Here is a 20,968-nt window from a genome sequence, read left to right on the forward strand (position 1 = left end):
TATATATCTTATTACAACAATTATCGTATAAAACAAAAACTGGGAGGAATGTCACCGGTTGAATACCGGATCAATTCCTCCCAGAAAATAGCATAACCATCTTCCAATTTTAGGGGTTCAGGTCAAGGTCTTTTTTATTACCAAATATTTACTCGTTTATCTTCGTCCATGTACATTCCGTCACCGGATTGAACGTCGAAGGTCTTGTAGAAGTCTTTTAAGTTCTTCACTTGAATTTGTGCTCTTAGTTTGGAAGGGGCGTGCACATCGATTGATAGTAGTAATTGTTTGTATTGTTCAGTTGATTTGGTACGCCAGATGGTTGCCCAGTTGATGAAGAAGTCACGTAGGTTTACGTCTGCTTCTCCCTTGGCAGCTTCTAGGGCACAGCTCAAACCACCGGCATCGGCAATGTTTTCTGAAACGGTCAACTTACCATTAACTTTTTGGCCGGCGAAGTCTAAACCATCGAATTCCTTAATCATGTTTTCGGCTAATGCATCGAAGTGCTTGTGATCATCTTCGGTCCACCAGTTGTTTAGGTTACCGTATTGGTCGAATTGACAACCGTTGTTATCAAACGCATGAGAGATTTCATGGGCGATAACGGCACCGATACCACCGAAGTTTTGACTTGATGATTGTTCTAGGCTGTAGAAAGGTGCTTGTAGGATGGCAGCAGGGAAGACAATCACGTTTTCTAGAGGTGAGTAGTAAGCGTTAACTGTGTTAGCGCTCATGTCCCAGATGCTCTTATCTACTGGTTGGTTCCACTTGCTGAATTTATCCTTAGTGATAATCTTGTCGATGTTTTCGACGTTAGTGTATAAATCACCGCCATCTTTCTTACCAACTACCTTGAATTGGTGATAAAGTGGGTTGATTTCATCAGGGTAACCAACGTGAATAGCTAGGGCGTTTAACTTGGTGATGGCCATCTTCTTGGTGTCTTCGCTCAACCAGTCGTTTTGAGATAGACGCTTTTCGTAAACGTTAATCATTTTAACAACCATGTCGTTGACATCTTGTTTAGCCTTTTCACCGAAGTACTTGCGGCCGTAGTAATCACCAACGACTTGGTCAAATAAACCGGATGCTAGGTAGTAAGCAGCTTTTTTAGGTTTAGTAGCTTCCTTCTTACCTGAAAGGGTACGTGAAAAAGTACCACCGATTTGACGGAATTCTTCTGATAACAGACCAGCAGAACCCTTAACAACCTTCACAATCATCCAGTTCTTCATCTTGGCGAATGTATCATCGTTGACGATTTCATTGAATGCTTTGAAGTAGTCTGGTTCAGTCACGATGACTTGATCAGGCACTTGGCCAATTAGACCAGTCACGTAGTTATCCATATCAAACTTGTCAATTTGACTAGCTAGGTCACTGTAGCTCATTGGGTTGTACATCTTGGTGAAGTCGGCATTTTCTTCGGCTGACTTGATGTGTGGTGCAATTGTTCTATCAAAGTCTTCAGCGGCATCGACGATGTTTTTAGCTTGTTGTTCGTCGTAGCCAACCATGGTTAATAGTTTTTGCATCATGTCGCGGAAAACTGGCATTAGTTTGGCACCTGCCGGGTTTTGTTTATCATAGTAGGTCTTATCTGGTAGGAAGGTTGAAGCACCGCTTGCGTACAATGCGTTGTACTTGGCGTTCTTCATGTCCGCTTCAATGCCGAAACCAAATGGTAGGGGTAAACCAGATAGAGTCCAATCAGATAGTTGTTGGTTTAAATCGTCGAATGATTTAACGTCTTCGATTCTTTGAAGGGTGGCTTTAAGTGGTTTGGCACCATCTTGTTCACGCTTATCAAAGTCCATCGCTAAATCGTATAACTTCTTGAATTCTTGCATATCGTCATTTGATGGTTGCATTGATCCATCAAGTAGGGCGTCAAAGTCATTCATTAAAGTTTTATCGATATTATCGACTAGGTCCATGAAACCACCGGTTGAAGAGTGGTCTGATGGAATGATTGCGTTCTTAACCCATTCACCGTTAACGGCTTGATAGAAGTCGTCTTTGATTAGTGATTCGTTAATCTTGTCATTACTCATTTTGACACCTCATTTACGTTTATTTTTTTGCTATATCCCTAGTATATAAAAAAGCTATTCTAAAGTTAATAGAATAGCTTTTCTTTATTGTTATTTGTTGATTAAATCTTCGATTGAGTTGATGTTCTTCATGTACTTAGGAACAGCCAATCCAACCTTAGCACCATTCAAGTTTGGACCAACATCGTCGATTTTGTCCTTGTATTGTTTCAAGTATAAACCAGCAGTGTTAGGTAACCAAGCTGATAGTGAAGCATCGGCAGCGTTAGTTGCGATTGATGCCCACATTGGTTGCATTTCTAGTGCTTGGATAGTTGCCTTGTAACCCATCTTGTTTAGAACTTCAGCCATCACATTAGTTGATGCGATTTCTGAATCCCAAGCAACGTAAGTTAACTTAACTGCTTTACCATTACCTCTAGGAGCGCCCTTAGTCCATTCTTGGTATAACTTAGGGTTCTTCTTGATGAAGTTGTCAGCAGCGACCTTAGGATCAACACCAGCATTAGTTTGTAGCATTACGTCTGACATTTGAGATGGAGTCCAGTGGAATTGCTTTAGAATCTTGTAAGCACCAGGATTATCCTTGGCTAGACCCTTTCTAGCAATTGTGTGGATTTGTTCTGAAGAACCGTAAACATTCTTAGGATCCTTTAGGAACTTAAGAGGGAACTTCTTGAACATCCAGTGTGGTTGCCATCCGGTAACTACGATTGGTTGTTTGTACTTAATTGCTTTAGCTAATGTAGAAGTCATTGCAGCAGTTGAACTAGTTTGTAGTTGCCATTTGTTTTGTGCTAAAGGATATTCCTTTAACGCATTTTGTGTAGAAGCCATAATACCAGCCCCGGCATCAATACCAGTGATGGTGTAGTTGATTTGAGGACCTAACTTCTTATGAGGATTGTATGGAGAAGTTAAACTACTACAAGCAGTTAGAACTGTTGCCATAAGAAACATGGTTAATGTTGCTAAAACATATCTAGTTTTCTTTCTCATTTAAATCCTCCTAATTAGTGTTTTTTGTTCTTGTTAAAGGCTTGAGTAACACGGTCTAGGATGATTGCTAGGATTACGATTGCAAAACCAGCAGTGAAACCTGAACCGGCGTTGTTTCTACCTACGGCGAAGTAAACTTCTGAACCAAGACCAACGGCACCAATCATTGAAGCAATAACTACCATTGATAGAGCAAGCATCATACCTTGGTTAACACCAGACATTAATGTGTTCTTAGCAATTGGTAATTCAACCTTGATTAGCTTTTGCCAACCGGTTGAACCGAATGAATCGGCAGCTTCAATTAAATCAGTAGGAACTTGTTCAATTCCTAGGTTAGTCATTCTAACTACTGGTGGTAGTGAGAAGATAACAGAAGCAATAACCCCGGGTACCATTCCGATACCGAATAAAGCAACGGCAGGAATTAGGTAAACGAATGCAGGCATTGTTTGCATAAAGTCTAGGATTGGTTTAACGATTACCTTAACAGTGTGACTCTTTGCCATCCAGATTCCCAAAGGAATACCGATAACAACGATAATTAAACTAGAAGTAAGAACTAGTGTTAATGTTTGAGTCATATCTCTCCAGTAACCTTGGTTGTAAATTAATACAAGACCGATAAGTTCGAAGATCATTAGTCCCCAGTGCTTGCTGTCATGTAATGCCCAGTAAGTAATACCTAGAACTAAGATAATGAATAACCAAACGGGTAGTAAATCAAATACCCATTGGAATGAGTTAACGATTGCACCGATGAAATCAGTGATACCGTTAAAGAAACCAACGAATTGAGTTAACCAGTTAACGAAACTGTTAATCCAATCCGCAAATGGAATTGGTTGCATAGTTAAAGAAAATAAATTAGCCATTATTTTGCACCTCGTTTCCAGAAATTGCGCCTAATACGGAACTTCTAATGATAATTCCTAGTAGTCGATCATTGTCGTCCAATACCGCGAATGGTACTGAAGTTTTGGAAATGTCGTTTAATAGTGACTTGATAGGTGTATCAGGTGTAGTTGTTGGAACGTCGGTTCTAAGGATTGATTCTAGGTCACGCTTGTCATCTTCGATTTGCTTGATAACATCCTTAGCATCAATTAATCCTTTGAAGTGGTGTTCTGAATCAACAACGTAAACACTTGAGTTGTGGTTGTCCTTCATTAATCTTAGCGCGGTTCTTGGACCGTCCTTTTCGATGTTGATAACATCTGGTCTAATCATAACGCGGCTAGCAGTAAGAATCTTAGTTCTGTCCACACCTTCGATGAATTTTTCAACGTATTCATTCTTAGGGTGTTGTAAGATGTCTTCTGGTGAACCGATTTGAACAATTTCACCATCACGCATGATCATAATACGGTCACCAATACGTAGTGATTCGTTTAAGTCATGTGAAATGAAGATGATAGTCTTCTTTAGGTGTGATTGTAAATCTAGCAGTTCGTCTTGCATTTCTTTTCTGTTAAGTGGATCCAATGCTGAGAATGCTTCATCCATCAATAGAATTTCTGGGTCATTAGCTAAACCACGAGCTAATCCAACACGTTGTTGTTGTCCACCAGATAATTCATTAGGGTATCTATCATCATATCCGTGTAAGCCAACTAGTTCTAAGCATTCGTGTGCTTTTTGATGTCTAGTTTCTTTATCGACTCCTTGGATTTCTAAACCGTAAGCGGTGTTTTCGATAATGGTTCTGTTAGGGAATAGAGCAAAGTTTTGGAATACCATACTCATCTTCTTACGTCTAAATTCACGTAATTCTTTCTTATCGAATTTAGTAATGCTTTCCCCGTCTAATAGAATTTCACCATCAGTTGGTTCGTATAAACGGTTCAACATTCTAATTAAAGTAGACTTACCACTACCGGAAAGTCCCATGATAACAAAGATTTCATTTTCGTTAACATCGAAGTTGGCATCGTGAACACCAACCACGCTGTTAGTTTTAGCTAAAATTTCATCTTTGGATTTTCCTTCGTTGATCATTTCTTTGGCACGACCAACATGACGACCGAAAATCTTGGTTAGATGTTTAACTTCAACTTTTTTGGTCATGATCTTCCTCCTTGAAATTGTAGTTTATTTAAAGCATAGGTACTATTATTACAAAGAAAAATGTTATGTGTCAAATAAGTTACATGCGTAAAATGCCGATTTGCCGGCTTTAAACGGCATAAGCTTGCATGATGGAGCCATTTAAGATTTATTTAATTAAAGTGTGTTAAAATGACTTAAACTGGAATTTTTAGGTTCAAAATTTGATAATTAAGAAGGAATTATTTTGGGTAATTTATTGAAAAAATTCCCCATCAAAATGGTGGGGGTTTTTGCATTAATCGGTGTAATTTTAATGTTTTTTGTTAGTCATGATGACTTTTTATATACTCAACCAATTATGCAGATTCAAAAAGTCGAAGAACTTAGCAAGAATAAGGAAGTCGATACTTTTCAAAACGTTGATCACAGTTATGTACAAAAATTAAGTGGGGTAATCACCAATGGGAAACACAAGGGTGAACACATCACGCTAAACAATACATATACAGACTCTAAGGCGATGGATAAGAAGTACAAAGTCGGCCAAAAAGCCTTTGTGGTCTTACATGGACAAGGTGAAAGTACAATTAAAGACGCCAAACGAGACACACCAGTCGTCTTTTTAATTTATCTAGCAATCGCCTTGATGTTTATCTTCCTTAAAATGGCGGGGATTACTGCCATCGGAAGTATCATCATTAATACCATCTTATTCATGGTGGCACTATACTTTGACGGCTTTAATAACGGGTCAAATGTTTTATGGATTTTCTCCATATTAGCCGTGTTATTTTCAGCTATCACCCTTTGGTTGGTAATTGGGTGGAATCGTCAAATGTTTGTGACTTTAGGATCAACCGTCGCATGTACCTTCTTGTCGATTCTAATCAGTTTGATTGTTTTTCGATTCACGCACGAGAAGGGAATTTTCTACGAATCAATGCAATATGTCACTCAGCCACCACGTCCGTTGTTCCTAGCTGAAACCATTATTGGTTCTCTAGGGGCTGTGATGGATGAATCAACCGATATTATTTCTTCATTGTTTGCGTTGAAAATGGAACGCCCTGACGTCTCAAGAAAACAACTATTCTTGTCAGGTCGAAACATTGGTAAGTCCATCATGGGACCACTAATTAACGTCTTATTCTTCATCTTTATGGGTGAAACTTTGTCGATGACACTTCTATTCCTAAAGAACGGAAATAGTTGGGGATATTCATTTTCAATGAACATGTCATTGGGGATGGTGCAAAGTCTAATCAGTGGGATTGGAATTGTGCTTGCAGTTCCGGTTGCCAGTGGATTAACCAGTTTTTTTGCAGAAAAGAGGCGTAAATAATGAGTGCAATTATCGTTTTAGGCCTTGTCCTATTAGTACTAATGGTATTGGTAGGGGGAAAACAAGGCTTTCAATCATTTTTAAGTTTGGTGCTTAATTTTGGCTTCTTATTCTTTGCGATTGTATTGATTGCATTTCACTTCCCACCAATCGTCGTCACTTTGATTGCCGGAGTAATCCTATTGGCATTGACCATCTTCTTGAGTGGAACCAATGATGAGACCAGTCGACTAGCGTTCATCGCTTCAGTATTGGTATTACTAGCACTTGTCTTATTGATTGTGCCAGTCGAACACTGGGCACAGGTTCAAGGATTCGGACTTGAAGATAGTGATGACCTAGAAGGGCTATCTCTACCAATCGGAATTAACTTTATCGATATTGCCATTTCCACAGCCATCTTAAGTACGCTGGGTGCGATTGCCGAAGCAACAATGGCGATTGCGTCTGGTTTGGATGAAATTAAGGAACAACATCCGGATATCAAACCAAACCGTTTGTTCTTTGATGGGGTCTATGTCGGGAAACAAATTATCGGTACTACATTGAATACATTATTCTTTGGATTATTTGGTGGATCATTATCATTATTTGTCTGGTTCCATGGATTGTCCTATTCATTGGGTGACATTTTAAACGATAAGGTCTTTGATGCCGAATTCATCATCATCTTGTTCTCACTAATCGGTGTTATCATCACGATTCCAATTACATCATTTGTCATGACCGAGCAATTTAAAAATCAAAAACAAACAAAGTCCTAACATTGTTAGGGCTTTTTTATTGCATTTATGCCGATAAAACTTAATACTAGACTTAAATTGAAAAGAGGCGTTGTTAATGAATAAAAAAATAGAATCAAATGACTTATTTGAATTGAAATCCATTACACAAGTTACTGCAATTAATGGAAATATTTTCGCTGTGTTAAACCGTGTCGACAAGCAAGAAAATACCTATTTTGCTGATATTATCAGCATTAACAACAAGAACGAAGTAAAGAAATGGACCGATGGTGGTAAGAACGTAAACCCTGTGCAAGTTGGCGATTACCTAGTCTATGTACATAATGGTGACCTAATGAGGATGCCACTATCAGGTGGTAGTGCTGAACAACTTACCAGGGATGCTAAGATATCCAAACTGGTTAGTGGAAAAGACGGCCAAACCGTTTTCTACCAATCATCAGATAGCAAGGTACCAGCTAAGTTTGAAACTGCTAAATTCCCAGAAACTAGAAGAGTCCACCGTTTTGACAACCGTCATGATGGTATCGGTTGGGTCGATGATCAAGCTACAGACACAATCTATCGCTACAATGTTAAGATGAACCAAAGAAACGAGGTCTACAGTTCTAAGTACGATTTGAGTTTGCAAGATGCTAACGCTAAACAAAATCGTTTATTGGTAATCAAACCAACTAATCCGACATTGGAAACTGAATCAGACGAAACTAGGGCGGTTTACGATGTTGATTTGACCAAGGATACTGAAAAGCAGGTTACATCAAGTATCGCTAAAGGTGAATTTAGCTACGCTAGTTATTCACCAGACGGACAAAAGATTGCCGTTGTCGGAAATGATGCCAAGTATCCAAATGCGACCGTTAACGAGTTATACATTTACGATGAATCAAGCGACAAGTTAACCGACGTTACCAGGGACTTCGAGGGGGAAGTATTTGGCTCAATTACCGCCGACTTCATTCAAAACGAAGGTAGTCATTTAGTTTGGATGTCAGACACCAACTTTGTCTTTAGTGGGGTTATCCACGGACATAGCATTGTCTTTGAATACAACGGACACGACATTACCACGTTGTTTGAAGCTCACTGTCATGTCGTTGATTTGACCGCCATCGATGGTGAGGTCTACTTCAGTCTTTCAACCCCAAACACTCCAAGTCAATTGGTCCAACTAGTTGATCAACAACTAGACGTGAAGTTTGACCCTAACGCTAACTTCTCAGCCCAACACGACTATGCTGACGTAACACCTTTTGAAACACCATCAAAAGACGGCAAGACTACTATTGAGGGATGGGTATTGAAGTACACCGGTAGTTCCAACCATCTTCCAGTAATCCTATACGTCCACGGTGGTCCACAAGCCAACTACGGTGAAAGTTTCTTCCATGAATTCCAAGTATTAGCTAGTCGCGGTTATGCCGTCGTCTACGTTAACCCACGTGGTTCTACTAGTTACGGTCAAGAATTCGAAACCGGCGTCATTGGTAGATATGGTAAGGAAGACTTTGCAGACGTGCAATCTGGTCTAGACGCTGCCTTAAGTCAATTCGCCGACCTAGATGAACAAAACACCTTCATCGCCGGTGGATCATACGGTGGATTCATGTCCAGTTGGGCAATCGGTCACACCGACCGTTTCAATGCCGCGATTGTGCAACGTCCGGTATCTGATTGGCACTCATTATATGGAACATCCGACATCGGAGTTCGTTTCATTAGAAAAGAACTTGGCAAGGATCTATACGATGAGGGCGGATTGGAATACTACTGGGATTGCTCACCATTGAAGTACGCCCACAACGTCAAGACACCTACTAGAATTCAACACGGTGAATTCGACATGCGTTGTCCAGTTAACCAAAGTGAAGCGCTATTCACAGCGATTAAGCAAACTGGAACAACTGTGGATTATATTCGTTATCCACAATCATTCCACGGATTCTCAAGAAACGGTTTACCAAACCTTCGAATCAAACGTTTATCAGACATCTATGAATGGTTTGATAAATATTTAAGATAGTATTAAGAAAAGCTGTTATGGAAATATTCAGCTTTTTTTATTAAATAAAAAATGACATAATAAAGTCATTACATAAAGAAAGCAGGACTGATAATGGATACTGTTATTTATTTAATTTTATTTTTTGTTGTAATCGCACTATTACTATTCGGTGCCTATGAAACACTACCAAAGATTCATAAGTTGAATAAGATCATCAACCAAAAGACGCTTGATTCATTTGGCGGAGATAAGAAACAAATCGACGCATTTAAGTCTGGTGAAAAGAAGTTAAACGTTGTTACTGGTCAATACGTGATCTTAGCAATCGTTGCGACTGCGTTTGTTTTAAGCATCATCTTCCCAGAAATGGCCAACAACTACTTAATCATCGTATTATTTGTACTAGAAGCAATTTACATCTTCCTAGGATTAAAACTACCTAGCCTAGAAAAGAAACATGGTGAATTTACCGGGGATGTTTTAAAGAAACGTCTACAAGCCATTCGTCTTACATTTTTCGCATTCATCGGTTTCTTTGTAGCCGTAGATGTGTTAATTCTAATCATTGAATTGCTATTTTCTCAGAATATAAGATTGCTATAAAACACTGAAGGAGCCTTGGTTAGGCTCCTTTTTATTTATTAAGAAAATATTAAATTAGAAAATGATGATAAAAATATGTTGCATTATTAGAAAAAGGGTGTAATATATAAAACAACTTAACCGATACGAATAAAACAAGATGATCAGGAGAGTAGTTATCCAATGATTGCGCAGAGAGTTCACGTTTGCTGAAAGTGAATGAATCAGAAGATGATGAATATGGCCTGTAATTTGGCATCGCTGATAATTAAGCGATGATGGGGTGGCAACCATTATTAATTGCACGCGTTTATATAGACGTTATTGAGGGTGGGAGTGCAAGCTTCCACTGAATTAGAATGGTACCACGGAACTCCGTTTCTAGATTTAATCTAGGAGCGGAGTTTTTTTGTTGGCTAAGTTAAAAATTCCGTTACATACATTTATATTTTTTAGGAGGTTATTCTTATGAAGAAGAATTACAAGAAATTATTATTGGCTTTTACATTTTTATTGGTCTTACCACTAACCCTTTTAGCAAGTTGTGGTAAAGATTCAGGACACACAGTAAAGATTGGTATCATGGGTGGAGACACACGTGTTTGGAAAGCTGTTCAACAACGTGTTAAAAAAGAAGGCGTTGATCTACAACTAGTTCAATTCACTGATTACTCACAACCAAACAATGCTTTAACTAACAAAGAAGTAGACATTAACGCATTCCAAAACTACGCATTCCAAGATAATTGGAACACAGCTCACCACACTAAGATTGTATCTATTGGTAAGACAATCTTCTCACCACTAACTCTATATTCAAAGAAAGTTTCAAGCCTAAAGGATCTAAAAGATGGTGCATCAGTTGCTGTTGCAAACGACGTTACTAATGAAGCTCGTGGATTAAAGCTACTTGCTAGTGCCGGTCTAATCAAGCTAAAAAACACTGCATTACCAACTCCAAGTGACATTACTGAAAACAAGAAACACTTAAAGATTGTTCCTCTAGATGCTGCCCAAACTCCAAGAGCTTTATCTGACGAAGACGCTGCTGTTGTTAATGGTAACTTTGCATTAGATTCAAACTTAAGTTCAAAAGATATCTTATTTAAAGAACCAACTAACAAATCAGCAATCCCATATATCAACATCATCTCAGCAAACAAGAGTGAAGCAAACAACAAGTACTACAAGAAGGTTGTAAAGGCTTACCAAACTCAAGCTACTAAGGATCTTCTAAAGAAACTTTACAAGGGTGAAAATATCCCTGCATGGGACATCAACTTCAACAAGTAAGTTTTAGAAATAAAATAGAGGTAGAGGTGAAATTATGGCACAAATTAGTCTAGAGCACATAGATGTCACCTTTAAGCAAAAACACCAAGTTTCAAAGGCGGTACAAGACGTAACGCTACAAATTGAAAAGGGTGATGCTTACGGTATCGTTGGTTATTCAGGGGCTGGTAAAAGTACTTTAGTACGAGTAATTAACCACCTGCAAAAACCAAGTGCCGGTAAGGTGATTATCGATAACAAAGATATTGATAAATTCAGCCATGCGCAAATTCGTCAATTAAGGAAGAATATTGGATTTATTTTCCAACACTTTAACTTAATGAACGCTAGAACAATCGAAGACAATATTCTATACCCAATGGTAGGAACTAAGACTTCAAACGAAGAAAGAAAACAACGTGTTCAACGTTTGATCAATCTAGTTGGTTTAAATGGAAAGGAAAAGTTCTACCCAGCCCAACTATCTGGTGGTCAAAAACAAAGAGTGGCGATCGCCAGAGCTTTGGCAAATAACCCACAAATCCTAATTAGTGATGAAGCAACCAGTGCGTTGGACCCAAAGACCACGCAAGCAATTTTGCAATTACTAAAGAAGATTAACAAGGAACTAGGCGTTACCATCGTCTTAATTACCCATGAAATGGACGTAGTTAAGTCACTATGTAATAAGGTAGCTGTCATGGATACTGGTAAGGTTGTCGAAAAGGGAAGTATCTTAGAAGTTTTCAGTAACCCTAAGACACAATTAACTAAAGACTTTATCGACACCACCAACAACGTTAAAGAAGCTGTGGATACACTAAGCGCCCAAGAACGTTTTGTTGAATTATCACGTAACCAACAACTATTCAGATTGCATTACATTGGTGCTTCTACTGAAACACCAATCATCGTTGATTTGTACCAAAAGTTTGGTGCCGTCGCAAACATCGTTTATGGGAACATTGAATTTATTTCAAACGTGCCATTAGGTAACTTGATTATCGAAATCGATGCTGAGAAATCAACTATCAAAGAAATCAAAGAATACCTTGCTGCAAAAGATGTTCATTTAACCAACATCAATTTGGATCAAGAAAAAATCAGAAATAGTAAGGAGGGATAGCAGATGAGTTCATTTTTGACACACTACCTACCAAACGTGATGACAATGATTCCGGACTTTGAACAAGCCACAATCGAAACATTGTACATGACATTCGTAACAGCACTAATTGGTGGAATAATCGGTTTGTTTATCGGTGTTTTACTAGTCTTAACTGGACCAGAAGGAATCAGTGAAAACATTCCTTTCTACACAGTCCTAGATAAGATTGTGAACTTCTTCCGTGCCATTCCCTTCATTATTCTACTAGCTGTGATTGCTCCATTTACCAGAATTATCGTTGGAACTGCAATCGGTACCACAGCTAGTATCGTTCCATTGGTAATCGCCGTAATTCCTTTCTACGCTCGACAAGTGCAAAACGCACTATTAGACGTTGATAGTGGAATCGTTGAATCAGCCCAAGCCATGGGTTCATCAACGTGGGGAATCGTCTTTAGAGTATATTTAAAGGAAGGATTGCCTAAAATTATTCGTTCATCCGTGGTAACATTAATTAGTCTAATCAGTTTAACTGCAATGGCTGGTACCGTTGCCGGTGGTGGACTTGGTAACCTAGCCGTCATGGTTGGTTACCAAAGATATGAAAATGACGTTACCTTTGTATCATTAATCTTAATTTTGATTTTGGTATTCGTCATTCAAATTATCGGTGATATCTTAGCCAGATTAACTGATCACGAAAACGCAAAATAAGAAGGTAGATAATAATGGAAAAAGAAGAACAATTACAGGTATTAAAGGACTTAGTCGCCTTTAATACAGTAGATGCCAACGAAAAAGACATTGCAGATTATTTAAGCCAACTATTTAAGAATCATGGCATCGCAAGTGAAATTGTGGACCAATTTGATAATAGAAGTAATCTAGTTGCTCACATTGGTAGTTCTTCTAAGAAGGTTTTGGCCTTTGCTGGTCATGAGGATACTGTTCACGAAAACAACTTGGCTGATTGGACCCACAATCCATTTATTCCATACGTCGAAGACGGTAAGATTTATGGTCGTGGTGTGACAGACATGAAGTCTGGACTAGCAGCCCAAGCGATTGCTTTAATCGAACTAAAAGAAGAACATGCTGACTTATCCGGTCAACTAAGATTTCTAGCAACCATCTCCGAAGAATTAACTCAGGGTGGGGCCAACTTCCTTTCAAAAAGAGGGGATGTTGATGACGTCGATGCAATCGTGATTGGTGAACCAACCGGTCAAAGACAAGGCAATCAAAACCACCATTATATTGTCTATGCTCACAAGGGAGCACTTATTTACACCGTTAAGAGTGTCGGAAAGGCAGCTCACAGTTCTACTCCAGAATTGGGAATTGATGCAATTGATAACCTTATCAACTATCGCCAGGAAGAAAAGCGATACTTTGCTAAACAAACCGGTGAAGATGATTTTTTGGGTAAGACTATCTACACACCTGATATCTTTGAGGGTGGTAAACAGGTTAACTCAATTCCGGACTTTGCCTATCAAAAGGTCATGATTAGAACCATTCCACAATTAAATAACGATCAAATCATTGCTGACTTGCAAGAATTGGTTGATTCATTTAACCAAAAGAATGGCTATAACCTTCAACTAGAGGTAAACTTCAGTGGCTATCCGGTCAAAAACGATGCCGATGCATCAATTGTCAACGCTGCTCAAGCTGCCAGTGAAGAAATTCTTGGGAATAAACTTGACTTGAAGACATTATCAATGGGAACAGATGCTTCTCAATTTAAGGAACGCAATCAAGACGTGGATGTTATCATCCTAGGTCCTGGTAATGACACTGCGCATCAAACGGATGAATACGTTGATTTAGAATCATTTTATTCATTCATACGTCTATATAAACAAATTGCAATTAACTATTTAAAGTAAACAAAAAAGCCTAAGCAAAAACGCTTAGGCTTTTTTGTTTTAGAATTCGTTCATTAATTTCCCCATGGCATAGTGAATGATCATGGTTAGAATTCCGATGATAATGTTTCTGATTACTGCGACTTTGACTTTACCGTCACCCAGTTTGGCACTCATAAAACCAGTAAGACCAACTGAGACGATAACGGCTAAAATGGTAGCTGGCCAGCGGTAAATTCCACTGGTTAGACTCATTGCAAGAAGTGGGAATAATCCACCTAGTGCGGCTGAGAATAGGGATGAAAATGCTGCTGACCATGGATTCATGTAGTGGTTTAATTCGATATTGTACTTGATGCTTACCATTGTTTCCAATGGTTTCTTAGCAATCAATTCATCGGCAATTTCTTTGGCGGTCTCTTCGGTAATTCCACGACTCATGTAGAATTCTTGCACAATCTTCTTTTCACCTGCTAGGTCGTTTTTTAATAAGTAGCGTTCTTTTTCAACTGATGAGCTTTCGGCGTCACGTTGTGAACTAACTGAGGCGTATTCACCGGATGCCATTGAGAAGGCACAGGCCAATAAATCTGATAGACCAGCGATAAAGATTGTGAAGATGTTTGGGGTTGCCACGGCAACTGAGAATAAGACACCTACGACGGTAAGGATTCCATCGTTAGATCCCAATACCCCAGCTCTTAAGGTGTTTAGTCGTTCGTCCATTGTGGCGGTTTGTTTTTTCTTTTCCATTGTTATCCCTCCCTAGGCTAGACTTCCGACTAGCAAACCGATTAGATAGGTTACTAGCATGGTTAACATTCCGGATGCGACGTTTCTTAACGTTGATTTCAAACGGTTGGCGTTACTCAACATTGCTGCAGCATATCCGGTCAGCGATAGGGCGATTAGAACCGCAATGAAAGTTGCGACTACCTTAATGTTAGCGGGGAAGAGGGAGATAGCGACTAGCGGTAGGATTGATCCGGTCGGAAATGAAATCATTGACGCAATTGCAGCCGCGTATGGACTGGTGAATTGGTTAACGTTAAAACCGTATTTTTCACGAACTGTGGTCACCAAGGCGTCTTTGTTCATCATTTCGGTAGTGGCTTTAGTGGCAAGTTCGTCTGAGATACCACTACTCATGTACTTTTCTTTAACGATGTTGAATTCTGTTTGATAGTTGTCTCTTAAGGCGACCTTTTGTTTTTCAACGGCGTTCTTTTGAGAATCACTTTCTGAATTGACGGAGACATATTCTCCCATTGCCATTGAAACGGTTCCGGCGATCATGCCGGCAATCCCTGAAATGAAAATTGAGAAGGTATTGCTAGTGGCACCGGCAACCCCAATAACGATACCGGCAACCGATAGGATTCCGTCGTTAGAACCCATCACACCGGCACGGATGATATTAATGCGTTGTGCTAAAGTTTGTTTTTCCATATTGAAGGCCCTTTCTAGTTTAGAATGGTTATTAATTAGTAATTATTATAATTCACTTTTTTCGTAAAGTAAACCCTTCATTTTTAAGGTACTACCGAACAATTATTTTTTCAATAACTAACAAAAAATTATCGGAAATATTGATATATCAATATTTTATATAATCAATAAAATTAGAAAATGATTAAAAATTATATTGTAATTTTAATGGAGTTATATTATAGTATTTAACAATATGATGCTCATTGAAAATTGGACTAATTGATTAAAAACAATCAATTGGTCCTTTTTTGCATATTTAGGAGGAATTGTAATGCCCAACTTATCATCATCACTTGTTGGTAAACATAACCAACGATTGAATGCATTAGCTCCATCAGGAATTAGAAGTTTTGATAAAAAGATCTCTTCCATCGATGGCTTAATTAAATTGACAATTGGAGAACCAGATTTGGATACTCCAGAACACGTTAAACAAGCAGGAATCGATAGCATTAAGAATAACGATTCCCATTATGCTGATCAAACTGGTAAAAAAGAATTGCGAGATGCTATCTCCAATCATTTATCAAATAAGTACGATTTAAAATACGATGCTGACAGTGAAGTGATTGTGACAGTTGGTGCGACAGAAGCCTTATACTCAACATTCCAAACAATTATTAACAAGGGAGATAAGGTAATCGTTCCAACACCTACTTTTGCTTTATACTTCCCAATCATCGAAATCCTAGGGGGAGAAGTCATTAAGGTCGATGTATCTGAAGACGACTTCATCTTAAAACCAGAAAAACTAAAGGCCATCCTAGACGAATATGGTGACTCAGTGAAGGCCTTACTATTGAACTATCCAAGTAATCCGACCGGAGTTGAATATTCAAAAGAAGACTTAGCCGGACTTGCAGAAGTAATTAAACAACATCCGATGTATGTTTTATCAGATGAAATCTATAGCGATTTAACATATGGAGTAGAGCACTACTCAATTGCCAACATGTTACCTGAACAAACAATTTACCTAAGTGGTTTATCAAAATCACATGCGATGACAGGTTATCGTGTTGGATACATCTGTGGACCAGCCGAATTCATTAAGAAGGTTGGAATGGTTCATGCGTTCGTAGTTACATCAGTTACAAATTCTGCCCAAGTTGCGGCTGCTGAAGCGCTAATCAACGGTGAAAATGATTCGATTGAAATGGCTAAAATTTACCAAGAAAGACGAGATATCCTATACAAAGGTTTGACCGAATTAGGTTTCTCGATGCCAGAACCAAAGGGAGCATTCTACATGTTCGCTAAGATTCCAGCACAATACGGTAAAGACGATGAAAGTTTTGCACTTGAATTAGCTAACAAGGCTAAGATTGGTGTTATCCCAGGTAGTGCATTTGGACCTGGTGGAGAAGGTTACATCAGATTGTCATATGCTTCATCTAAAGAAGTCATTTTAGAAGCGCTAAAACGATTACAAATTTTTATGAAATAAAGGGGTAATTAACATGGACAGAAGAATTCCAAACATCATGGGGACTCAACACCCAGACAACGCTAACGTTCCTTTTTTTAAGGACGATAACGACAAGTTCGTGTCCGCATTCAATGAAATTAACGAAGCGTATCAAAACTATTCCACATTAGACGCAGATGAATATATGTGGGATTGGGAAGGAAAACATGCTGACTCTTCCGTAATTGATCGTTTGTATTCTGAACATTACGATTACTTCAGTAAACATCCACTTGGAAACGACAAGTTCTTAACTTTCCGCTTACCAAACATCTGGGAAGAAACTGGTTATAGCTTAATGCAAGCTATGACTACTATCTTATTAGCTGAGGATTTTGCTCAAGACTTAGGTTTCAAAGACCGTCCATTATTCGAAGCAATCTTGCCAATGGCTAGAACCGCAGAACAATTGGTTAACATGGAAGAAAAATTCTCAAGCTTAGCTCACTTCAAATCAAAAGAATTTGAAAATGGTCACAAAAACAACGACCGCTTAAGAATGATTCCATTATTCGAAAGCTTTGAAGCTCAATTCAATGCTCCAGATATCTTGAATAAGTACGTTGAAATTTACAAAGACGAATTTGGTGAAGACCTAACATACCTACGTGTGTTCTTAGCCGGATCAGATTCAGCTCTATCAAATGGTTTCTTAAACAGTATCATTGGTAACAAGTTAGCCTTAACTAAGTTAGGTGAATTTGAAAACGAAACAGGTATCGATGTATACCCAATCGCTGGTACCGGTAGTGCCATCTTTAGAGGAGGACTATCTCCACTAATGGTCGACAGATACTTAGAAGAATTCCCAGGCCTAAAGACTGCTACCATCCAATCAGCATTCAGATATGACTTTGACTTAGAAACTGTTGTAAAACCAGCTGTAGCTAAGTTACGCGATGGTCTACAACACAATGCCTTTAGAATCATCAACGACGATGACCAAAAGACATTACTATCAGTTGCTGATAAGGCCGCAAAACAATACCATGAAACTCTAGATCCACTAATCAACGACCTACAATCAGTCTTTGATTCATTCCCTAAGCGTCGTGATAGACACCAACACGTTGGTATCATCGGATACTCTAGAGATGTTGATGGATACAAGATGCCAAGAGCCATCACATTTACTGGTTCACTGTACTCAGTTGGGGTTCCACCTGAAGTATTAGGTACTGGTCGTGTGTTAAGCCAATTAACTGATGATGAAATCAGAGCATTGAAGCAATACTATCCAAACATGAAGCATGACTTTGCGCATGTCTTGAAGTACTACAGTGCTGATGCATTAGATTCATTAATCGAAAAGAACGCTTCTTGGAAGGGTGTTAAAGAAGACATTCAAGCCATCGAAGACGCATTCGACATCAAGGCTGGCCCAACTAATGAAGATGAAAAAGAACACGCTAAGTTAGCAAACGATTTAGTTCGTATTGATGACCAAGAAGTTCGTGAAATCCTAATTGAAAAGATGGGACGCCTAAGACATTTCTTAGGTTAATTCCAAATAAAAAAGCTAGTGAGTAAATCTCACTAGCTTTTTTATTATGTGTATTTATTTTGATTGTGTTTTAATAGCCAGATTAACATGACAGTAACGATTAACATGATTACTGCGGCTACCCAGTAAGTGAAGTGCATTCCATAAACGAATAGGGAATCGTTACCATATGGGTAAGTGGTAATTTTTTTGCCGTTCTTAAAGCTCATTGCACCGTATAGGATGGATGTCGAGATTGATAAACCAAGGGTAAAACCAATGTTTCGACTTAATGCAAGGATGGATCCAGCAATCCCTTGTTGATCCTTGGCAGCATTTTCCATCACCATTGGGTTGTTTTGGAATAAACCGTTGGCAGTGGAGAAGACTACAAATCCTAATAGCATGAACATCAGTGTCCAGTTTGGTTGCATGATAGCAAAGATGACTTCGGCTACTACGAAAACAAGTGAAGCACGTAGTGACATAATCACGGCACCGTACTTATCACATAGCACACCACCTAAGTAGGCTGTAAAGACGTTTACCACCGGTAGGACACTCATTAGTAGTCCGGTGTGTGATGGTGAGAACTTCAAGGTGTCTTGAATGTAGAAAGGAAGCAAGACGTTGTTGAAGTAGATGATGATGTACATGAACATCAAAGCAATGATACTGATTGAAAAACCTGGATTCTTAAATAGGCTCAATGCTAATATTGGATCGTCGACACGACGTTCTACTACGATAAATGCGATTAGTAGAATTAGACTAGCGATAAATGACAAAATAACGATGGTATTAGCAAAGCCAATTTGTTGACCAGTAAATATACCAATAAAGAATAAACCGATTAGGACGGCCAAAATAATGAATCCTGGCCAATCAATATGAATGGCTTGGCGTTCCTTGATTGATTTTTTTTGATAGACAAATTCACCAAAGACGTATGCAAAGATTCCGATTGGCACGTTAAATAGGAAAATCCAGTTCCAATCGGCGATGGAAAGAATGATTCCGGCAACTGCGGGACCAGCGATGTAACCGAGTTGACCGATGGTGGTGTTGATTCCTAACGCACGACCGCGAAGGTTAAACGGAACGGATTCGGTGATGATTCCAAGGTTGGTTGCCATGGTCATGGAAGCACCCAGACCTTGTAGACAACGGGCAATCAATAAGACGATTAGGTTTTCAGAAAGTCCACAGATTAGTGAACTAATGGTAAAGATTAAAGTTCCAAGCTGAAATATTTTCGCCTTGCTGATTTGATCCCCTAGTTTACCGAATAAAATAAGCGACATACAGATAAGAATTAAGTAGGCCGAAGATATCCATTCTGCTTGGTTCATTGGAATATGTAAGTCTTTAGATATCTGCGGTAAAGCGGTATTTACGATACTCATGTCAACGGTTCCTAGAAAGGAAACTAATGCCACTGACAAGATAATAAAAAACTGTTTGCGATTCATTTGTGCACTTCCTTTAATTGATAATATTAATTGTATCAGATGAGCGACAAAAGAAAAATTATGGAGTATAGTATCGTAAATGATAAAAAGAAGGTGTCGCCATGGACATAGTCACAAACGATGAATATATCGGAGATAGCCGATTAGCTGAATGGTACTTCAAATCCAGGGATGGGTATGAGTTAGACAGCTTTTCATTAGGCTATTTTTTAAAAGACTTAGGTGATTTTGTTGTTGTGAAGACCATCGATTTAAACGGTTCGTTGGACACAGTGACAGCATTTTTGAAAAGTGACATTTTAGAAATAAGGTATGAAACGGCCTATACCGACATGCTGAATTCCTATATTGAACAGAATATGGAAAGTGATTTATACGATCCTTATCATTTAATGAACCAATGGGATACATTTAACGCCAACACAATTCAGCAGGTCTTATTGAATTGCTTTGAAGCCGAGAAGGTGATTAGTGTTTGTGTGTTAGAGGGCGAATACGTTGAGCATGGCAAGATTGTCCTATTGACCGACAACGTCATGACGCTCAATGAATCCGAGTATCTCGCTGATTTAAACGAGCATGAGAACTGCAATACGACAATTAGAATTAATAAGACCACAGAGATTAACTTCTTGAGTAAGAATAATCATTTATACGAGCAGTATTTATTGAAGAAGCCAGAATCAAATAATAAATAAAAAGAAATCGAGATGATTCGATGATTTATGGAATTCAATTAGATAGCGATAGTCGCTGTATTCACTACCATCAGCCACACGATATCGCGGCCATGGAATGTGGCCAGTGTCACCAATACTTTGCGTGTTATCAATGCCATAATTTAGTGGTTGATCACGACTTTGTACCGATTAGTACCAAAGACACTAAGCCGGTCATGTGTGGCCGTTGTAAGCACAAATTAAGCTTTCAACAATATCAAGACAAGGTATGCCCATATTGTTTCGCACAATTCAATCCGAAGTGTGAATTACATGAACATTTATACTTTAAAGACTAAAA

20 protein-coding genes and 1 other annotated feature are annotated in these 20,968 nt (G+C 38.8%); of the genes, 13 read left to right on the top strand and 7 right to left on the bottom strand.

The genetic code is table 11. The features are described from left to right. Positions 1-3: 3 nt before the first annotated feature. The gene (locus tag OEZ61_RS08175; RefSeq protein WP_080719905.1) at positions 4-96 is read left to right on the top strand and encodes an IS3 family transposase; all 93 of its coding nucleotides are present in this window, start codon (positions 4-6) and stop codon (positions 94-96) included. Positions 97-137: 41 nt separating this feature from the next. Here the strand turns inward: OEZ61_RS08175 and OEZ61_RS04270 are convergent, their stop codons facing one another. The 4 genes from OEZ61_RS04270 to OEZ61_RS04285 form a co-directional block, all read right to left on the bottom strand. After that, entirely contained in the window at positions 138-2,060 is a 1,923-nt protein-coding gene (locus OEZ61_RS04270; RefSeq protein ID WP_290047013.1) for a M13-type metalloendopeptidase, read from the bottom strand. Between the two features lie 90 nt (positions 2,061-2,150). Beyond that, entirely contained in the window at positions 2,151-3,059 is a 909-nt protein-coding gene (locus OEZ61_RS04275) for a glycine betaine ABC transporter substrate-binding protein (RefSeq protein ID WP_034535062.1), read from the bottom strand. Between the two features lie 14 nt (positions 3,060-3,073). Next, positions 3,074-3,934 (bottom strand): proline/glycine betaine ABC transporter permease, encoded by an 861-nt coding sequence (locus OEZ61_RS04280; RefSeq protein WP_053792949.1) that lies wholly within the window; start codon positions 3,932-3,934, stop codon positions 3,074-3,076. Then, on the bottom strand, positions 3,927-5,126 hold the full coding sequence (locus OEZ61_RS04285) for a glycine betaine/L-proline ABC transporter ATP-binding protein (protein ID WP_034532579.1): 1,200 nt from the start codon (positions 5,124-5,126) through the stop codon (positions 3,927-3,929). Before OEZ61_RS04285 ends, OEZ61_RS04280 begins: the two co-directional genes overlap by 8 nt. Positions 5,127-5,421: 295 nt before the next feature. Here OEZ61_RS04285 and OEZ61_RS04290 point away from each other — a divergent pair, with 295 nt between their 5' ends. The 8 genes from OEZ61_RS04290 (at position 5,422) to OEZ61_RS04325 (ending at position 14,055) form a co-directional block, all read left to right on the top strand. Then, positions 5,422-6,450 (top strand): YibE/F family protein, encoded by a 1,029-nt coding sequence (locus tag OEZ61_RS04290; RefSeq protein WP_225426810.1) that lies wholly within the window; start codon positions 5,422-5,424, stop codon positions 6,448-6,450. Continuing rightward, positions 6,450-7,214: a YibE/F family protein gene (locus OEZ61_RS04295; RefSeq protein ID WP_290047019.1), complete on the top strand. Its 765-nt coding sequence runs from the start codon at positions 6,450-6,452 to the stop codon at positions 7,212-7,214. Before OEZ61_RS04290 ends, OEZ61_RS04295 begins: the two co-directional genes overlap by 1 nt. A gap of 76 nt (positions 7,215-7,290) precedes the next feature. Further along, positions 7,291-9,219: a S9 family peptidase gene (locus tag OEZ61_RS04300; protein WP_198178275.1), complete on the top strand. Its 1,929-nt coding sequence runs from the start codon at positions 7,291-7,293 to the stop codon at positions 9,217-9,219. Positions 9,220-9,312: 93 nt separating this feature from the next. Beyond that, positions 9,313-9,804: a hypothetical protein gene (locus tag OEZ61_RS04305; protein ID WP_198178276.1), complete on the top strand. Its 492-nt coding sequence runs from the start codon at positions 9,313-9,315 to the stop codon at positions 9,802-9,804. Between the two features lie 130 nt (positions 9,805-9,934). Then, positions 9,935-10,169 (top strand) — a binding site (T-box leader). A gap of 82 nt (positions 10,170-10,251) precedes the next feature. Next, positions 10,252-11,076: a MetQ/NlpA family ABC transporter substrate-binding protein gene (locus tag OEZ61_RS04310; protein WP_290047022.1), complete on the top strand. Its 825-nt coding sequence runs from the start codon at positions 10,252-10,254 to the stop codon at positions 11,074-11,076. A 34-nt stretch (positions 11,077-11,110) separates the two neighbouring features. Beyond that, positions 11,111-12,181 carry a methionine ABC transporter ATP-binding protein gene (locus OEZ61_RS04315; RefSeq protein ID WP_053796865.1) on the top strand — a complete coding sequence of 357 codons (1,071 nt, stop codon included), beginning with the start codon at positions 11,111-11,113 and terminating at the stop codon, positions 12,179-12,181. 3 nt (positions 12,182-12,184) lie between these two features. Continuing rightward, the gene (locus OEZ61_RS04320) at positions 12,185-12,877 is read left to right on the top strand and encodes a methionine ABC transporter permease (protein ID WP_290047023.1); all 693 of its coding nucleotides are present in this window, start codon (positions 12,185-12,187) and stop codon (positions 12,875-12,877) included. A 14-nt stretch (positions 12,878-12,891) separates the two neighbouring features. Further along, the gene (locus OEZ61_RS04325) at positions 12,892-14,055 is read left to right on the top strand and encodes an ArgE/DapE family deacylase (RefSeq protein WP_290047024.1); all 1,164 of its coding nucleotides are present in this window, start codon (positions 12,892-12,894) and stop codon (positions 14,053-14,055) included. Between the two features lie 39 nt (positions 14,056-14,094). Here OEZ61_RS04325 and OEZ61_RS04330 read toward each other — a convergent pair whose 3' ends face one another. Both OEZ61_RS04330 and OEZ61_RS04335 read right to left on the bottom strand, forming a co-directional pair. Then, the gene (locus tag OEZ61_RS04330) at positions 14,095-14,787 is read right to left on the bottom strand and encodes a VIT family protein (protein WP_034535052.1); all 693 of its coding nucleotides are present in this window, start codon (positions 14,785-14,787) and stop codon (positions 14,095-14,097) included. A gap of 12 nt (positions 14,788-14,799) precedes the next feature. After that, positions 14,800-15,483: a VIT family protein gene (locus OEZ61_RS04335; RefSeq protein WP_290047025.1), complete on the bottom strand. Its 684-nt coding sequence runs from the start codon at positions 15,481-15,483 to the stop codon at positions 14,800-14,802. Positions 15,484-15,796: 313 nt separating this feature from the next. Between OEZ61_RS04335 and OEZ61_RS04340 the strand changes: the two genes are divergently transcribed. Together OEZ61_RS04340 and ppcA are read left to right on the top strand one after the other, a co-directional pair. Then, on the top strand, positions 15,797-16,972 hold the full coding sequence (locus OEZ61_RS04340) for an aminotransferase class I/II-fold pyridoxal phosphate-dependent enzyme (RefSeq protein ID WP_290047026.1): 1,176 nt from the start codon (positions 15,797-15,799) through the stop codon (positions 16,970-16,972). A gap of 13 nt (positions 16,973-16,985) precedes the next feature. Next, positions 16,986-18,497 (top strand): phosphoenolpyruvate carboxylase, encoded by a 1,512-nt coding sequence (gene ppcA, locus OEZ61_RS04345; RefSeq protein WP_290047027.1) that lies wholly within the window; start codon positions 16,986-16,988, stop codon positions 18,495-18,497. Positions 18,498-18,541: 44 nt separating this feature from the next. Here ppcA and OEZ61_RS04350 read toward each other — a convergent pair whose 3' ends face one another. After that, positions 18,542-19,948 carry an MFS transporter gene (locus tag OEZ61_RS04350; RefSeq protein WP_290047028.1) on the bottom strand — a complete coding sequence of 469 codons (1,407 nt, stop codon included), beginning with the start codon at positions 19,946-19,948 and terminating at the stop codon, positions 18,542-18,544. A 101-nt stretch (positions 19,949-20,049) separates the two neighbouring features. Between OEZ61_RS04350 and OEZ61_RS04355 the strand changes: the two genes are divergently transcribed. Continuing rightward, complete coding sequence (locus tag OEZ61_RS04355; protein ID WP_290047029.1) at positions 20,050-20,646, top strand: hypothetical protein; 597 nt, start codon at positions 20,050-20,052, stop codon at positions 20,644-20,646. A 20-nt stretch (positions 20,647-20,666) separates the two neighbouring features. Further along, positions 20,667-20,966: a CHY zinc finger protein gene (locus tag OEZ61_RS04360; protein ID WP_080768538.1), complete on the top strand. Its 300-nt coding sequence runs from the start codon at positions 20,667-20,669 to the stop codon at positions 20,964-20,966. Positions 20,967-20,968: the final 2 nt, after the last annotated feature.

The sequence above is a fragment of the Apilactobacillus sp. EABW-1NA genome, from assembly GCF_030398685.1.
GTDB classification, from domain to species: domain Bacteria; phylum Bacillota; class Bacilli; order Lactobacillales; family Lactobacillaceae; genus Apilactobacillus; species Apilactobacillus waqarii.

Bases quoted from the DNA above. Each gene is read 5' to 3' on its own strand.
- OEZ61_RS04330 (WP_034535052.1), bottom strand. From the start codon at position 14,787: ATGGAAAAGAAAAAACAAACCGCCACAATGGACGAACGACTAAACACC.
- OEZ61_RS04305 (WP_198178276.1), top strand. From the start codon at position 9,313: ATGGATACTGTTATTTATTTAATTTTATTTTTTGTTGTAATCGCACTA.
- ppcA (WP_290047027.1), top strand. From the start codon at position 16,986: ATGGACAGAAGAATTCCAAACATCATGGGGACTCAACACCCAGACAAC.
- OEZ61_RS04360 (WP_080768538.1), top strand. From the start codon at position 20,667: ATGATTTATGGAATTCAATTAGATAGCGATAGTCGCTGTATTCACTAC.
- OEZ61_RS04325 (WP_290047024.1), top strand. From the start codon at position 12,892: ATGGAAAAAGAAGAACAATTACAGGTATTAAAGGACTTAGTCGCCTTT.
- OEZ61_RS04280 (WP_053792949.1), bottom strand. From the start codon at position 3,934: ATGGCTAATTTATTTTCTTTAACTATGCAACCAATTCCATTTGCGGAT.
- OEZ61_RS04320 (WP_290047023.1), top strand. From the start codon at position 12,185: ATGAGTTCATTTTTGACACACTACCTACCAAACGTGATGACAATGATT.
- OEZ61_RS04355 (WP_290047029.1), top strand. From the start codon at position 20,050: ATGGACATAGTCACAAACGATGAATATATCGGAGATAGCCGATTAGCT.
- OEZ61_RS04350 (WP_290047028.1), bottom strand. From the start codon at position 19,948: ATGAATCGCAAACAGTTTTTTATTATCTTGTCAGTGGCATTAGTTTCC.
- OEZ61_RS04315 (WP_053796865.1), top strand. From the start codon at position 11,111: ATGGCACAAATTAGTCTAGAGCACATAGATGTCACCTTTAAGCAAAAA.
- OEZ61_RS04285 (WP_034532579.1), bottom strand. From the start codon at position 5,126: ATGACCAAAAAAGTTGAAGTTAAACATCTAACCAAGATTTTCGGTCGT.
- OEZ61_RS04270 (WP_290047013.1), bottom strand. From the start codon at position 2,060: ATGAGTAATGACAAGATTAACGAATCACTAATCAAAGACGACTTCTAT.
- OEZ61_RS04275 (WP_034535062.1), bottom strand. From the start codon at position 3,059: ATGAGAAAGAAAACTAGATATGTTTTAGCAACATTAACCATGTTTCTT.
- OEZ61_RS04295 (WP_290047019.1), top strand. From the start codon at position 6,450: ATGAGTGCAATTATCGTTTTAGGCCTTGTCCTATTAGTACTAATGGTA.
- OEZ61_RS04290 (WP_225426810.1), top strand. From the start codon at position 5,422: ATGTTTTTTGTTAGTCATGATGACTTTTTATATACTCAACCAATTATG.
- OEZ61_RS04300 (WP_198178275.1), top strand. From the start codon at position 7,291: ATGAATAAAAAAATAGAATCAAATGACTTATTTGAATTGAAATCCATT.
- OEZ61_RS04340 (WP_290047026.1), top strand. From the start codon at position 15,797: ATGCCCAACTTATCATCATCACTTGTTGGTAAACATAACCAACGATTG.
- OEZ61_RS04310 (WP_290047022.1), top strand. From the start codon at position 10,252: ATGAAGAAGAATTACAAGAAATTATTATTGGCTTTTACATTTTTATTG.
- OEZ61_RS04335 (WP_290047025.1), bottom strand. From the start codon at position 15,483: ATGGAAAAACAAACTTTAGCACAACGCATTAATATCATCCGTGCCGGT.